The organism is Alteromonas sp. KUL150 (assembly GCF_009811475.1).
Classification (GTDB): Bacteria; Pseudomonadota; Gammaproteobacteria; order Enterobacterales; family Alteromonadaceae; genus Alteromonas; species Alteromonas gracilis.
Genome location: NZ_BLIJ01000068.1, coordinates 1 through 14,551, shown reverse-complemented (window position 1 = coordinate 14,551; position 14,551 = coordinate 1). Strand labels below are relative to the sequence as shown.

Below are 14,551 nucleotides of genomic sequence, written 5' to 3'. Positions count from 1 at the left end.
CATGTACGAAAGTTACTACGGACTTAACTCGAAACCGTTTCAGTTAACCCCCGACCCTCAATTTTTCTTCGCGAGTAAATGGCACAAGCGAGCTATGTCTTATTTGCAGTATGGCCTGTCTCAAGCTGAAGGGTTTATTGTGATTACCGGTGGAATAGGCACGGGAAAAACGACCGTTGCCAACAGTCTGCTTGAAGAAATTGAAGACGATATAGCCGCGGCCCAAATTGTAACGCCAAAGCTGTCGCCAGATGAGCTGGTAAAGATGGTAGCGTCTAAATTTGATGTTCCTACGGAAGGGCGTTCGAAAGCGGACATTCTCAAGGCTCTTGAAATATTCTTGTATGACCTAAATAGAGCGGGACGTCGCGCTTTGCTTTTAGTGGATGAAGCGCAGAACCTTCCTCTGGAAAGCATTGAAGAACTAAGAATGCTGAGTAACTTCCAGCTAAACGGCAAGCCGCTAATTCAAAGTTTCTTACTCGGTCAGGAAGAGTTGCAGCCAATTTTGCGTGCGCCGAACATGGAACAGTTTAGGCAGCGTATAGTGGCATCTTGTCATTTGGCACCGCTATCGTTAGAAGAGTGCAAAGAGTATATCGAGTATCGCCTACACCATGCCGGTTGGAACGGCTCTGCATTATTTAGCGATGAAGCGTTAGAGCGCATTCACATGTTCTCTCGCGGTATTCCACGTAAAATTAACACCCTTATGGATAGGGTAATGCTCTACGGTTTTCTGGAAGAGCTTGAAAGCTTTGATGCTAATGCGGTAAACGAAGTAATTGAAGAAGTAAAAGCTGAGATGTTTGAGCCTGATAAAACGGGCGCGGAAGTGACCGAACATATGGGCTTTGCTGACCACCCAGAAAGTCAAACTATCATGACCCCTAAGGGAAATGTTATACGCGATACCAAGTACTATTTGGATATGCTGGCAGAGCTAGTAGACGCATTAGATGACGCTATTTCACAGAAAGTGAAAATGACGCAATACGTTGATAAACTTATGAAGAAAAAGTTTAAGACCTATGTGCGGTTGAAGAGTGATGATAAGCGAGAGTGAGGGTTAGCATAGTTACTAAAGAGTATTTGTTACAAACCTTCGTAAATGATTTCAAACGCTAATCATGTTCAGCCAAGCCATTTAACAAACGCCCTAAGTAGGGCGTTTCTTGCAGCACATTCTATCAGCCAATGCCCTCTAGGGCTCCCCTATGCATACAAAATTGAAGTTGTTTTAGCGTTGAGCGACGCTTCGAAACTTAGTCGTATGTATAGGTGATAGATGCGCTAATACGTCGATCGGTATAGTTATTTCCGAATTGACCACCGGCGTTCAAATCACCTTCTTGCTCAAGATACCGTGCGTCAATACTTGCCTTTAATCGGCGACCGAACTCTCTTTCTAGACCGATAGATGCATTCCAATTATCACTTTCTCCACTGAAAGTTTCTTCTGCTCCCAGACCCGTAATGTTGGCGTAATTAATACTGCTCGTTAAGTTGGTATAACTACCAATTTTATAGGCTAGGTTGGTACCAAAAGAATAGGTGCGCCTTAGTCTATCTTCATCTAAGTAATCATCTTCAGAGTAGCGCCATGAAAAAGCGAGAGTTACGCGAGAAAAGTCATAGCCAGCTTGAAAATTGGCACTTTTACGCAAAATAATATTGTCGTCGAACTCTACGTTTTGAGACGTAATCTGTACTAACTGCTCACCGGCACTGGGTGTGTAGTTTAAGCTATTGGGCTGAAAACAATCGGCGATAGATGTTGTTGCCGTAGGGCAAACGAATACGCCTAAATTCTCTGGGTCGGCAAGAAGCCTTGAGGTATTAGTCACGTCCTCCGTATAACTGAACGATGTTCGCAAATATTTAGAGTTATAGCCGATACTTGCTGAAGCAGATTCACCATAAAAACGACGTCCATAAGTCGCAGCTATGCGAGTGCGGGTGCTTAATGCCCATTGCATGTCTAAACCAATAAAGGTTTCGCCATCGTCTTCTTCGAGATCAGAATCGCTCTTATTTGCCGTAATTGATATATAACGATTTTCAGCCCGACGATAAGTTAAACCTACACCGTACGAATTAAACTCTCTTACTAAGCTGTTTGTATCGTCTCTATCTGATATTTGGTTCGCTTCATGGCGCGCTGTTAGGCGGATGGCCCAGTCGCCATAAACTCGCGTGTCTATAAAGCCGTCACCAGTTCTCGATTCAAAGTCGCCCGTATTTGCTTGTCCGCGCTCGGTATTCTGATAAGTACCGGTCACTGACCAGAGAAAATATTTGGCTTCATCACCATTAATTAAGTTACCAGTAAGTTGGTAACTGTCATTGTTAAGAGCATTATTGTTTGTTATCGACCGTTCAGACGCTGTGTCTGAATATGCCGCTGTGCCTTGGCCTCTGACCCAGTCACCTTGATCAAGGGTGAGCGTTGATGAAAGGCGATTGGACCTTGTTTTCGCGAGACTGTCAGAATTAGCAATAAAGTCGCTAACTAAAAAGTTCGCAGAATTAGTGTTTTGATAATTTAAAGCGCCAGCGGCTTGAAAAGATAACAGGTTTTCAAATGGTACCCACTGCGCTGAATAGCTGTACTCTGCATAATCCTGCCGCTGATTTGCATCGTCATTGTCCCGTTCAAGGTGGGTATAAGTGCCAGACCACAATCCTTGAAATGTTCTAGTTTGATAGGTGGCATTAACTTTTGGGGCAACTGTCAACGTAGTCAGAGAACGGGTACCGTTTTCCTCAGTTTTCACGTTCTGGTGAATGGTGTCGGCAGTAGCCAGAGCATTAACTTCGAGCTTGGCTTGTGCAACGAAGCTTGTTGCTACAGACATAGCAACAAGCGAAAGCTTCATAATTCTATTTTTGGGCATCAAATAACGCCTAATCGTTACGCTCTGAGTAGTAGTACCCATAATATCCGCTTCCATCGGTGTCATTATGAACAGATTTGTTAACCACAAATCCTATGGCCATGTCTGGGTTTAGACGTTCTACAGACATCTTTATATCGCTTATTTTTGCCTTACCTTCTTCCACTACAACCACCGCTTGACCGGCGAAATTTGCGAGTATCGCACTTTCATTGATACCAATGAGTGGTGGAGTGTCGAAAATTACTATTCGATCAGGATATCGGTTAGCAAATTCATCTACGGTTTCGTGCATCTTTTGGCTAGCAAGCAACTCTGTAGATAAGTGGTGCGACTTTCCGGCAGGAATTATTTTTAGTTTGTCGATGTTCGTGGGGTACAGCACATCTGAAATGTCGTCAACATCACCAGTTAAATATTCCATTAGCCCTTTACGACGCTCTAGTCCTAAGGTATTCAAAACATTTGGTTTAAGCACATCGGCGTCAACAAGAAGCACCGTTTTATCCTGCTCTGAGGCTATACTCATTGCCAAATTCGTCGCCGTGAAGGTTTTCCCTTCAGAAGGTCGACTACTTGTAACCATGATAATATTAGGGTTATGTAACGTTTTTGAAAGTGAGCCGAAAGCGTTAGCTAAAAGCTTACGCTTAATTTCTCGATACTCTTCGTTTATTTGCTTGCGCTCACCATTCAAAGAGATATGCCCGTTCTTATCGAGCCTATCAAAATTTATGGTGAACTCATCAAGCGGCGGCCGCTGATTAACGAACTCTTTCTCTTCCGCTACTATCTCTACAGCAGGCAGCTCTTTAGTAGATGAGGTTTCAATGGAAACTTCCGATTCTTTTACTTTGCTTGAAGAGCTGGCTTCTTCAAGTTTGTCTTCTGGTAAATTATTCTGCTTTGCAGCTTTAGCTTCTTTTTGCTTTTGAAGCGCTTTTTCAATGGTGTTTTTCATTAAAGAAGCCCCCCAAATAAATCTATATTCATAATTTCAGCCGCGACTAGCGCTCCATACATAGCCAAAATAGTACCACTAGAGAGTAAAAACACGATAAGTCGAGTTCTATTGGTTTTGTTAATCTGCTCAATGTTCAAGTGCGTGACCGTACCCCAGATAGGGTAATCTGACACATTTAGTAACTGCTTAGGTCGTATTAAAATTGGATTAAGCTGACTAATTAGAAATGCGACAGCTATTCCCGCGCCAAAACCTACCACCAAAACTGCGGTATAAAAAATAAGACGGTTAGGGCCCGAAGGGCGTTTAGGTAATAAAGGTGGTTCTATTATTCTAAATTGAAGGTCTTCCGCTGATACATCTGCTCTTCGAGATAGGTCCGCTGATTCACGGCGAGAAAGTAGCTCTTCGTATTTCTGTTTGGTGACACCGTATTCTCGGTTTAAAGAAGATGACTCAGCTTCAATTTGAGGGATTAAATCAACTTTACTTTCGAGTTCAGAAATTTTGCGTAATAAATCTGTTTCCTTAACTTGAAGTGAGGCAATCTGACTCTCTAAACGGCTTGCTTCTAGTTTAATTTCGCGGTTAAGTTCAGACAGGGGTTGATTGTTATCGCCTTCGTCAGCGCTTAGGAAAGCCTCAATTTCTTTGTCTCTAGAGTCTTCTAAACTTTCTAGTAGTGCTTTAGTTTCTACCACATCAGGGTGCAAATCCGTAAAGCGAAGCGTAAGTCTGTCGAGCTCTTCTTCTAACGCACGTATACGTTCATCGTAGCGGGTGCGAAGGACCGGTTCGTCTTGGTTTGTTACACCAAAACTATCGTTGCGTTTCACACCGCTTATTTGTTTAGTAAGCGTTTCAGCTTGCTGCTGTGTTTGCTTTATCTGAAGGCGCGTAGCTTCTAGCTCATCATTCAAGCTTTGCAAGCTAGAATAATACGAGCCCGCCAGCGGCAGAATGTCGTTGTACTGACGTTTGAAGTTAGCCAAACGTTGCTCTGCTTCTGTAAGGCGTGATTCATATTCGGCAATCTGCTCGTCTAAAAAGCGTCCGGCAGTATCTGTATCTTTGCGGTTATTGCCTAAAGCACCCTCAACGAACAGATCTAATGTTTCTTGAACTACTCTTTGAGCAACCAAAGGCTCTTTATTAGAAAACGAAATATTGTAAATGTTATCTCGTCCAGTCGACGATAGTTTAATTTCCTTCGTAAGTGACGTTACAAGAGATTCAAATTCGTTTTCTGTAGTCGTGGTAATATCAAGATCGCTTTCTCTGGCTATTTTCTCTACGTTACTTCTACTAAGTAATGTTTTGGCCATCATTTGAATTTCTTGGTCAGGATTTGTCTGTATAGCGAGCCCACGTAATAACGGCTGTAATACAGAACGCGTGTCTACGAACACTTGGGCTTTCGACGAATAGACATCAGGAAGGCTGGCTACATACAAAAAGCCAACAGGGCAGATTAACCATGAAAAGATAATAACGTAACGCTTTTTAATCCAAACTCCTTTTACATAATCAAGGATCTGGGTTAGCGTTTGTTGTAAGTCCTGCATTTTATTATTTGTTCCGTTTACTACTTAACAACTAGAACCAAGCTTCTGGAATAATTACGATATCGCCAGGTAGCATATCGACATTTTTAGAGATGTCGCCATCTCGTATCAGGTCGTCGATATCGATTTCGAAGGTCTTTTGTCTTCCTTCAATAACCCTTACAAGTTTTGCGTTGTTTCCGTCAGCAAATTCAGTAAGACCGCCAACGGCTATCATTAAATCAAGAAGGGTCATGTGTTCCGAATAACTGACTGCGCTGGGGTTCGTGGCCTCGCCAATTACTCTAACTTGCTCACTCAATGGGCCTGTGAAGTTATTTACACTTACAGTAACTCTAGGATTGTTGATATAAGTCGAGAGTTGCTCTTCAATTTCTCTGGCTAGCATTGTTGGCGTGCGGCCGGCCACATCGATATCTTCGACTAATGAGGTAGTAACCTTGCCATCGGGACGAACAATGAAGTTTCCTGACACTTCTGGGTTACGCCAAACAAAAATAGTTAACGAGTCGCCTGGGCCTATCAGGTACTGGTAATCGTTCACGTCGGTGGTCAGCGAAGGTCGCGTGGTCGCTTCGGGCAATGCCGCGGTATTACTACAACCGTTAAGACCAATAAATAAAATAGGGGCACAGCATGTAATTAGCGTTCTAAAGCGGAACATAAGAGATCATCCTACACTCATTATGGTTAATATATGGCTTTTGTCGTTTACCCTACGGTAAATGCCACTATAATGCCAATAACAATTGTAGTCTATTGGAATAAATCCCTTTATGATGGGAAAAACGCCGCAGTTTTAGGGGGCCAGGGGTGGCAGTAAACAAGCGCAATCAAAATAAACGCTCAAACATACTAGTAATAACAGAAGCGTTGCTCATAGCTTACATGGGCTATATTTCTCATTTTATACTCACGCAAATCGGAATGTCGCCAAATGTTTCGGTTGAAAAACTTGTTATAAATGTGGGAATGCTTACCGTTTCCATATTACTTTGCTCGTTATCTGTCGGCTTGTATGAAGCCAAACTTAGAGAAACGTTTCGAGGCATAATTCGCCGTATTTTTGTAAGTGTTGGCCTTAGCTATTTTTTAGTAGAAGTATTGAGTCGTGCGTTTTTCGACGACTTGGTCATGGATTCGTATTTTTTACCTGCTTCGGTGTGTTCAATAATTATTACTTTGGTTGTATTTAGATACTTCACTAATCGACTAGGGCTGTTGGGCCTAGGTAAAGTGCGTATTTTAGTGCTTGGTGCCGGAGAAAGGGCATCAATTATTGAAAAACGGATGCGAAGAGATGTTGACCGAATAGGGTTTGAGTTAGTGGGTTTTATCCCTATTCCAGGTGACAATCGCGAAGATGGCATTAAAAAAGAAAAAATAATCCATCTAAAAGTTGATGAGAGCTTCCAGCAGTTTATTGTAGACAATGAAATTGAAGAAATAGTTATTGCTTGTGACCAAAGGCGAGGAACGTTACCGGTAGAAGTTCTGTTTGATTGCAGATTGCGTGGTATAGAAGTAACAGAACTTTTAGATTTCATGGAGCGCGAGACAGGGCAAATTGTAGTTAATCTGATGTATCCAAGTTGGGTCATCTATTCGAACGGTTTCCAAAGTCAGAACTATTTAAGAGATGCGTTAGATTACACGCTTAATGCGATATTAGCATTTTTCATATTTCTCTTTGTTTGGCCAATCATGCTGACAACAGCATTAATAATCTATCTTGATGATGGTCGCAAAACAGGTGTCTCTGTGTTTTACAAACAGGAGCGCGTGGGTTTAAACGGTAAGCTTTTCAAAATCATTAAGTTTAGGAGCATGCGACCTGATGCAGAGAAAGACGGTGCAAAGTGGGCAAGTAAAAACGATGATCGTGTCACCCGCATAGGTCACTTCATTCGAAAATACCGAGTAGATGAATTACCCCAGCTTTTAAATGTATTTAAAGGCGAAATGGCATTTATCGGCCCTCGCCCAGAAAGGCCACAATTTGTAGAGCAGCTTGTTCGTGAGGTGCCTTATTACAATCAGCGCCACAATGTTAAGCCAGGTTTGGCTGGTTGGGCGCAGCTAAATTACCCCTATGGCGCAAGTGTTGAAGATTCCATGGAAAAGCTAAAGTTCGACCTTTATTACGTTAAGCACCAGAGTCTATTGTTAGACATTCTTATTTTAATTCGTACCGTTGAAGTTGTGCTGTTTGGTAAAGGGCGATAATTATGAAATTAGATAATCGTCTTAATGCAATGACGGTAGATGTGGAAGACTACTTTCAAGTTTCTGCTTTTGAAGGCGTAATCGATAAAAAAGATTGGGATAACATCAGCCTTCGAGTGGGTGACAACACCCATAGGCTATTGGATTTATTCTCAGAGAATAATGTTAAATCCACATTTTTCACGCTTGGCTGGGTAGCACAGCGCTGTCCTGATGTAATAAAACGAATAGTGAGCGAAGGGCACGAGCTAGCCAGTCATGGCCTAGCACACCAGCGCGCTACCACTATGAGCGAGCAGGAACTTTTCAATGATATTAAGCAAAGTAAAGATATCCTCGAAGATATAGGCGGTGTGGCGTTAAAAGGATATAGAGCGCCGAGTTTTTCTATCAACGATTCTAATACTTGGGCGTACGACATTCTCAAAGACCTTGGGTTTGTTTATTCATCCAGTACTTACCCAATTAATCATGACCTTTATGGTGTGCCAGAATGGCCTCGCTTTAAGTACGAGCGTGATAATGGCCTTATTGAAATACCTATTCCTACAGTTCGTAAAAAAGGAAACAATGTGGGAATTGGCGGTGGTGGTTATTTTCGTCTTTATCCTTATTGGTTATCTAAACGTCGTATTACTGAGTTCATGCAATCTGAAAGTGCGCCATACAGTTTCTATTTTCATCCTTGGGAGATAGATGCTGATCAACCAAAATTTAATTCTGCACCATGGAAGTCTAAGGCTCGTCATTATATCAACCTTTCTAGAATGGAAGGGAAGGTAGAAAAACTACTTGGTGACTTTAATTGGGTGACTATGGCTAAAGCCTACGGCATTGAGTAAACCCGACACCTTCTAAATGAACTTAGGAAGCTAGTGAGATAGGATGCTGTAACATGGACAAAGGTGATAAAGTGACACAAGAAGAAAAAACAGGAAGCCAAGAACAGTCACTTTCTTTAGCGTTCGATAAGCAATTTTATTTATCGAGTGCATGCTTTCTTTTTTTATGGATTTGGCTGTGTTGGGAAGGATTAGTATCCGTAATTGATATCTGGTACGGAAACGAAATATTCAATCATGGATTCTTTATTGTTCCCGGCGCACTCTACCTTATTTACTTAAAGAAAGAGGCGTTACTAGCGTCTCCAAAGTTGACATCAAGTATGTCTTTAGCTCTTATTATACCTGCAATTCTGTTATACGCGATCGGTATAGCAGGTGATGTACAGCTCTTTACTCATACTGCGACGTTCACTCTTCTTCCCGCGCTTATCTGGTTGCTAATCGGTGATGTTGCTGCAAAAAAAATCTTTTTTCCTCTATGCTTCATGCTATTTAGCATCCCTGTTGGTGAGCAACTTATACCGTATCTTCAAGAAATTGCTGCGACAGGTTCAGTAGCATTGCTAAATTTAACTGGTATTCCTTTGTTTAGAAGCGGTTTGTACATTGAAATACCGCAAGGGCGTTTTTTAGTAGCAGAAGCTTGCTCGGGCGTAAGCTTTTTCATAGCGAGTTTCGTTATAGGAAGCCTTTACGCTTATCTGAACCTACACTCATTTAAAAGAAAGATTATCTTTGTTTTCATTTCTTTAATTTTTCCTATAGTGGCAAATGTGGTTCGTGTATACGGGATTATTCTTATTGCTTACTCAACTGATATGGAGTACGCAGCTGGTGCCGATCACCTTATATATGGGTGGTTCTTTTTTGCGTTTGTGATTATTTGTTTGCTTTGCATTGGTGAGTTTATGAGAAATGCGCAGTCCAAAGTTAATGATGATACAGCGTTTTATAAAAAAGTAGAAAACCGAAATAGTGTTCTATTGACTGTATTTTTTATATTGGTCGCGTCAATAATTTGGACTAATTGGTTGATGCACAACACTATGAAAGAATCTCAGCAGGGCGACCCTATATTTTCTCATCTATCGAATGAGCACTTATGTGCGCCCAGCAAAGAATGGCAACCCATCTTAAACGAACCAACATATCAAGCTACCAAAGGGATTCAAACTAGTGATGAGTGCGTTACAGTTGTTTACGCTTGGTATGACGGTATTGATAATGAACTAGTTAGTTCACTAAATCGCTCTTACTCACCTGACATGTGGTCGCGTGAAAGCGTAAACTCTTTTAACCATATAAAAATTGCTAACACATCCATTGAAGTTACTAAATTGGCATCACCGTCTGGTAAAACGCGATTTGTAACTAAGTGGTTTGTTATAAATGAAAAGATTTTCAGTAGTGATTTAAAAGCGAAACTGTATCAAATTTATTTGGTGTTCTTAGGTCAACCTGTATCCGGAAGTCTGATTTTTGTTTCAAGCGAAAATCAGGAGTATGTACCTGAAGCTATTAGTACCCTTTATCATTAAATTAGGTCTGTATTTCTTTTTTAGAAAAACTCTTAAACCTCGCTCTGCACTAGAGAACCTTGTTAGATATGAAAAAGTTTATAAAGAAGTTGTTGGACGGAATGGTCATGGGCCTGGGCTTCACTATATTTTGTTTGGTTGTCGGTGGAGTTATCTTTTATTTTTTCGCTGACTTCAAAACGAAAGCGAGTATTCGAGCAAAGCTTGAAGATAAAGGGTTTATCGAGGAAGTAGTGCAAGAGCCTGATAGCGTGCGTTCTACAGTGGAAAGAGTTTATTTGTCGCGCCCTATCGATACTCCAAAGGGATACGAGGAGATCTGGGTAAGTAGTACCGAAGAATTCGGGAGAGCTATGAAAAGGGCTAATGAACAGGGGCACACTGCAGTAATTCTTGAACAGGGCTTGTATGAAATAAACAATACGATATACGTAACAGCAGATCATGTCATGGTGAAGTCTGCAACTGGAAACCCGTATGATGTTGTTCTTAAAGGAACGGGCATGGCTAAGGGCGGCCGCGTTAAAGGAATATTTCGAGTAAATAAAAACTACTTCACGCTGGATGGCGTGACACTTACAGATGTGCCAAATCACTTAGTTCAAGTTGCTGGTGAAATAAATGCTAGTTATCCACACTTTCGAAACGTTATTTTTCAGGATTCTTATGAACAGATGCTTAAAGTTTCGTACAACTATAAAACTGAAGAATCACAGAATAATAGATCTTTCGGTGGGGTTGTAGAAGGTTGCATATTTCAATACACAAAAGGTATTGGTCCTAACTACTATATTGGTGGTGTTGATGCTTTAGGCGCAGTCAACTGGACTATCAAAAATAGTATCTTTCGAGACATTGCAAGCCCAAAAGGGAGAATCGCTCAACATGCGGTGCACCTTTGGGATAATGCTGAAAATAACTCTGTAATTAGTAATATTTTCGTTGATAACGACCGAGCCATAGGTTTTGGTATGAGACTGCGAGACAGGGGAGTGCGTTTCGCGCACCGAAATGGTGTAGCAAAGGGTAATGTCATTTATCATACGGATAATGGAGACCCCTTTGCGGACGTAGGTATAGTCGCAGAAGGTAACTTAGGAGTACTAATCGAAGACAACCTAATCTACCAAATGCACCCTTACGATAACGCCATAGAGTATCGCTGGGAAGACTCTACAGGCGTACTTATTAAAAGAAACAGTACCAACAAAAAAATCCAATCAAGAGATGGCGCAGAGGCTTCTTTAGAACTAAATGATGAACTGGAACTCGATGATTTTCTTATTAAGTTTCAAAAACAATCTACTCTATTAAATGTCGTCGATTATAAAAAAGTTATTCAGGGGCAGTAGTAATTAGAATGAAGAAAGTTTTGTTGCTGACAGAAAACTTTCCTCCTATTGAGGGAGGTAGTGGGCGCTGGTTTTGGGAGTTATACTCTAGACTCCCTAGAGACAAAGTGCTCGTTTGTACTCATCACTTTGAAAAAGGTTTTACGTTCGATAAAACACACAACATTCCGATTATCCGTATACCACTTCACTCTCCTGAGTGGGGAGTGAAAAGCATTTTTGGTTTGCAGTTTTACTTCTCCTGCGTAAAAAAGCTTTTAAAAATCATAAAAGAACATGAAATAGAGGAAATTCATTGCGGCAGAGTTATTCATGAAGGCGTGACGGCATGGATTGTTAGCATGTTAACTGGCACTCGATATAGCTGCTTTGTACATGGAGAAGATGTTGAAACAGCTGCAACAAGCAGAGAGCAGAGTATATTAGTTAAACAAGTTTGTAAGCATGCCTTTTCATTAATATGCAATAGCCACAACTCTCAAAAACTTGTTGAATCATTAGGGTTTTCTAATGTAAATAAGTGCGAGGTACTTCATCCTGGTGTAGATATTAGTACGTTTCAACCAGCTTCAGAAAATCAAGAAATAAGGAAACGCTTCGGTTGGGCCAAAGATTCACTGTTGCTGTTGACGGTAGGTCGCTTGCAAAAAAGAAAAGGGCAAGATTTTCTCATTGAAGCCATGCCTCGGCTGCTTCAACAGGTGCCAAACCTGCAGTATGCTATTGTCGGAAGGGGCGAAGAGCTAGAAAATCTACGCAACCTCATATACAAACATAAGTTGCAAGATAATGTATTCATCCATACAAACTTCGACGATAACGACTTAATAAGTGCTTACCAACAATGCGATGTATTTATTCTTCCCAATCGAACTATTCAGAATGACATTGAGGGCTTTGGTATGGTTCTAGTTGAGGCTCAAGCTTGCGGTAAGCCAGTGATCGCTGGAAACTCAGGAGGGACTTCCGAAACATTCAAAGAAGGTGAGACAGGGTTTATTGTCGACTGCTCATCACCACATGCTATTGAGACAGCGTTGCCTAGTATTTTAAAAAAATGCAAAACGCTGGATCGTGAAAATATTTCTGGAAGTGCGGCACAATTGTTTAATTGGGACAAGCATGCTGAAGCCTTTATTGAGCTAATGGACACAAATAAATGACAGCTATTGATAGTAAAAAAAACCAAGTGCTTTTTGCACACAGTAGCTCTGCGATGGGCGGTGCAGAAAGAGTCACGTTGTCAGTAATAGATTCCATAAAGGAAAAGTATACTGTCAGTTTAGTTTGTCCCGAAGGGGATTTACCTCGCTTTGCAGAAGAGAGTAAAACGACACACATAGAGTGGACTTTTTTTCAGTATAGTTTTCGCAAACCCTTTTCATCTTTAAAGTATCTGTACAACTCCTTACTTTTACTCAAAAGATTAGCACCCAAGCTTATTCATACTGGTGATATATTAGCTCTCAGAAGCCTCGCGCCCGCGTGTAAAGTGCTAAATATTCCTATTATTTGTCACGTGCATTTTCCATACGAAACTAGCTTTATTGATTGGGTTTTTTCCAAACGCCCTCTGGTGCACACCTTCATATACTGTAGTCATGAACTAAAGACAAATCTAAGTCCTAAATTAAGGGGGAAGGTGCCCCTAGCCAATCACATTGTTATTCATAATGGCGTTGATATTCAAAAGTTTAAACCCAAGGATAAACCGCTTAGCAACTTTGTGCCACGAATCGGAATCATAGGAAATCTGCAGAAAAGAAAAGGGCATGAAGAATTTTTGCAAATGGCTAGAATACTCACGAAGAGCGGCGTGAAAGCGCAGTTTGATGTGATAGGTGGAGATATTCTTCAAGAGCCGAGGCAACCTTTTCTTGAAAAAGAGGCTGCAAGGTTAGAAGTACACCACTGCACAACGTTTCATGGCCAAGTAGACAACGTTTTTGATCTCTTAAGTGATTTGGATATCGTCGTATGTGCAAGTCATCAAGAAGCATTTCCCGTCACACTATTGGAAGCCATGGCAGCGGGAAAAGCTATAGTTACAACCAATGTAAATGGCATCACTGAAGCGGTCGATCAGCACTGCGGTATTCTTACCGAAGCTCACAACGCCAATGGCTTAGCCGATGGTGTTCGATTCTTATTGGAAAATGAAAGTGAAAAAGTACAGTTTGAGAAAAACGCCCGAGAAAAAGTAAAAAGAGAATTCTCCAGTGATAACTTCAAAGGACTTGTTTTAAGCGTTTATGAAAGTATATAAATAATATATTTCATCTAAATTTAGATGCGGGATAGAGAGTTATTTCGCCGTTAGGAAGACGTTAGACCGATAAGTTCTGGGTCATCAATCATAAAGCTGCGTAACGAGTATTGATAAATGGTACTAAATGGATTGCCACTTAAAATAATTTCCATCAAACTTAACCCAGTCCTCTACTGTGTTTCCTTTCGTGAGTAAAAATGTGCAAAATTTGAGGTTGGGTTAGGGAATTGTGGGACCGACCTAGGGTTTTTTTCGTGATACAATCCGCATTAATTCAATGATTATTTGCTTAGCTAAGTATTTCCGTGCTGCGAATATACCAGTTTGTTTTAAGTGTAAATAGGTCTGACTGCTCAACCATACTTTCGTGTAAAAGATGTTTTTTTCGAGGTCATTACTTCTCCACGTTACTCCCGCATCGTGTTTTATTCCCAAGTTACGTGCAAAAGAGGTAGTCAACCCTAATTGTCTAACCCTCAAACATAAGTCAGTGTCTTCACCCCAAAGGAAAAAATTCTCATCCCAGCCAGATAGGCGCTCAAATATTCTTTTTCTAATTATGTAGAGACAACTAATAGCTTTATTCGATACATCTAAAATAGTTATGTCTTGTGAGTTTCCTAGGTTATTGGAAGTGTCAATAAACAATAACCCTATGGTTTCAGAACTTTTAGTTACGTCAACTAAATATTTGATTTGCTCAAAGGTAGAATGTATGTCTGGATTGCAAAAGACTAACATTTCAGATTGTGCACTTTTTGCGCCCAAGTTACATGCCCGAGCGTATCCACAATTCACGTCACAATATAATACTTGGCAAGTTCGTAGTATTGCTTCAGAAGCTATTGCTCCACTATTGGATACGACAATAACTTCAAACTGTCTTTAGGTTTTT

Annotated in this window: 12 protein-coding genes; 7 read left to right on the top strand and 5 right to left on the bottom strand. The window is 40.9% G+C overall.

Annotation, left to right across the window (positions count from 1 at the left end):
- Window position 1: 1 nt before the first annotated feature.
- Window positions 2-1,066: an XrtA/PEP-CTERM system-associated ATPase gene (locus GVO62_RS16015; protein ID WP_159120098.1), complete on the top strand. Its 1,065-nt coding sequence runs from the start codon at window positions 2-4 to the stop codon at window positions 1,064-1,066.
- 199 nt (window positions 1,067-1,265) lie between these two features.
- Here GVO62_RS16015 and GVO62_RS16010 read toward each other — a convergent pair whose 3' ends face one another.
- The 4 genes from GVO62_RS16010 to GVO62_RS15995 are packed head-to-tail and all read right to left on the bottom strand — an operon-like array spanning window position 1,266 to window position 6,090.
- Window positions 1,266-2,897 carry a TIGR03016 family PEP-CTERM system-associated outer membrane protein gene (locus GVO62_RS16010; protein ID WP_236547205.1) on the bottom strand — a complete coding sequence of 544 codons (1,632 nt, stop codon included), beginning with the start codon at window positions 2,895-2,897 and terminating at the stop codon, window positions 1,266-1,268.
- A gap of 10 nt (window positions 2,898-2,907) precedes the next feature.
- Entirely contained in the window at window positions 2,908-3,858 is a 951-nt protein-coding gene (locus tag GVO62_RS16005) for an XrtA-associated tyrosine autokinase (protein ID WP_159120096.1), read from the bottom strand.
- Window positions 3,858-5,426 (bottom strand): XrtA system polysaccharide chain length determinant, encoded by a 1,569-nt coding sequence (locus tag GVO62_RS16000; RefSeq protein ID WP_159120095.1) that lies wholly within the window; start codon window positions 5,424-5,426, stop codon window positions 3,858-3,860. Before GVO62_RS16000 ends, GVO62_RS16005 begins: the two co-directional genes overlap by 1 nt.
- Before the next feature lie 31 nt (window positions 5,427-5,457).
- A complete protein-coding gene (locus GVO62_RS15995) occupies window positions 5,458-6,090 on the bottom strand; it encodes an XrtA/PEP-CTERM system exopolysaccharide export protein (protein ID WP_159120094.1) in 633 nt (210 codons plus the stop codon).
- Window positions 6,091-6,239: 149 nt separating this feature from the next.
- On the opposite strand from GVO62_RS15995, the gene GVO62_RS15990 reads away from it, so the two are divergent.
- From GVO62_RS15990 to GVO62_RS15965, 6 genes are all read left to right on the top strand, one after another.
- Window positions 6,240-7,652 (top strand): TIGR03013 family XrtA/PEP-CTERM system glycosyltransferase, encoded by a 1,413-nt coding sequence (locus tag GVO62_RS15990; RefSeq protein ID WP_159120093.1) that lies wholly within the window; start codon window positions 6,240-6,242, stop codon window positions 7,650-7,652.
- A gap of 2 nt (window positions 7,653-7,654) precedes the next feature.
- A complete protein-coding gene (locus tag GVO62_RS15985) occupies window positions 7,655-8,494 on the top strand; it encodes an XrtA system polysaccharide deacetylase (RefSeq protein ID WP_159120092.1) in 840 nt (279 codons plus the stop codon).
- Between the two features lie 53 nt (window positions 8,495-8,547).
- Complete coding sequence (xrtA, locus tag GVO62_RS15980) at window positions 8,548-10,035, top strand: exosortase A (protein ID WP_159120091.1); 1,488 nt, start codon at window positions 8,548-8,550, stop codon at window positions 10,033-10,035.
- 68 nt (window positions 10,036-10,103) lie between these two features.
- Window positions 10,104-11,387, top strand: coding sequence for a right-handed parallel beta-helix repeat-containing protein (locus tag GVO62_RS15975; protein WP_159120090.1), 1,284 nt, complete (start codon window positions 10,104-10,106; stop codon window positions 11,385-11,387).
- 8 nt (window positions 11,388-11,395) lie between these two features.
- Window positions 11,396-12,550 (top strand): glycosyltransferase family 4 protein, encoded by a 1,155-nt coding sequence (locus GVO62_RS15970; RefSeq protein WP_159120089.1) that lies wholly within the window; start codon window positions 11,396-11,398, stop codon window positions 12,548-12,550.
- Entirely contained in the window at window positions 12,547-13,653 is a 1,107-nt protein-coding gene (locus GVO62_RS15965; RefSeq protein ID WP_159120088.1) for a glycosyltransferase, read from the top strand. Before GVO62_RS15970 ends, GVO62_RS15965 begins: the two co-directional genes overlap by 4 nt.
- A gap of 243 nt (window positions 13,654-13,896) precedes the next feature.
- Here GVO62_RS15965 and GVO62_RS15960 read toward each other — a convergent pair whose 3' ends face one another.
- Window positions 13,897-14,424: a galactosyltransferase-related protein gene (locus GVO62_RS15960; protein WP_159120087.1), complete on the bottom strand. Its 528-nt coding sequence runs from the start codon at window positions 14,422-14,424 to the stop codon at window positions 13,897-13,899.
- Window positions 14,425-14,551: the final 127 nt, after the last annotated feature.

Coding starts and splice junctions, on each gene's coding strand:
- GVO62_RS16015 (WP_159120098.1), top strand. CDS start 2: ATGTACGAAAGTTACTACGGACTTAACTCGAAACCGTTTCAGTTAACC.
- GVO62_RS16010 (WP_236547205.1), bottom strand. CDS start 2,897: ATGCCCAAAAATAGAATTATGAAGCTTTCGCTTGTTGCTATGTCTGTA.
- GVO62_RS16005 (WP_159120096.1), bottom strand. CDS start 3,858: ATGAAAAACACCATTGAAAAAGCGCTTCAAAAGCAAAAAGAAGCTAAA.
- GVO62_RS16000 (WP_159120095.1), bottom strand. CDS start 5,426: ATGCAGGACTTACAACAAACGCTAACCCAGATCCTTGATTATGTAAAA.
- GVO62_RS15995 (WP_159120094.1), bottom strand. CDS start 6,090: ATGTTCCGCTTTAGAACGCTAATTACATGCTGTGCCCCTATTTTATTT.
- GVO62_RS15985 (WP_159120092.1), top strand. CDS start 7,655: ATGAAATTAGATAATCGTCTTAATGCAATGACGGTAGATGTGGAAGAC.
- xrtA (WP_159120091.1), top strand. CDS start 8,548: ATGGACAAAGGTGATAAAGTGACACAAGAAGAAAAAACAGGAAGCCAA.
- GVO62_RS15975 (WP_159120090.1), top strand. CDS start 10,104: ATGAAAAAGTTTATAAAGAAGTTGTTGGACGGAATGGTCATGGGCCTG.
- GVO62_RS15970 (WP_159120089.1), top strand. CDS start 11,396: ATGAAGAAAGTTTTGTTGCTGACAGAAAACTTTCCTCCTATTGAGGGA.
- GVO62_RS15965 (WP_159120088.1), top strand. CDS start 12,547: ATGACAGCTATTGATAGTAAAAAAAACCAAGTGCTTTTTGCACACAGT.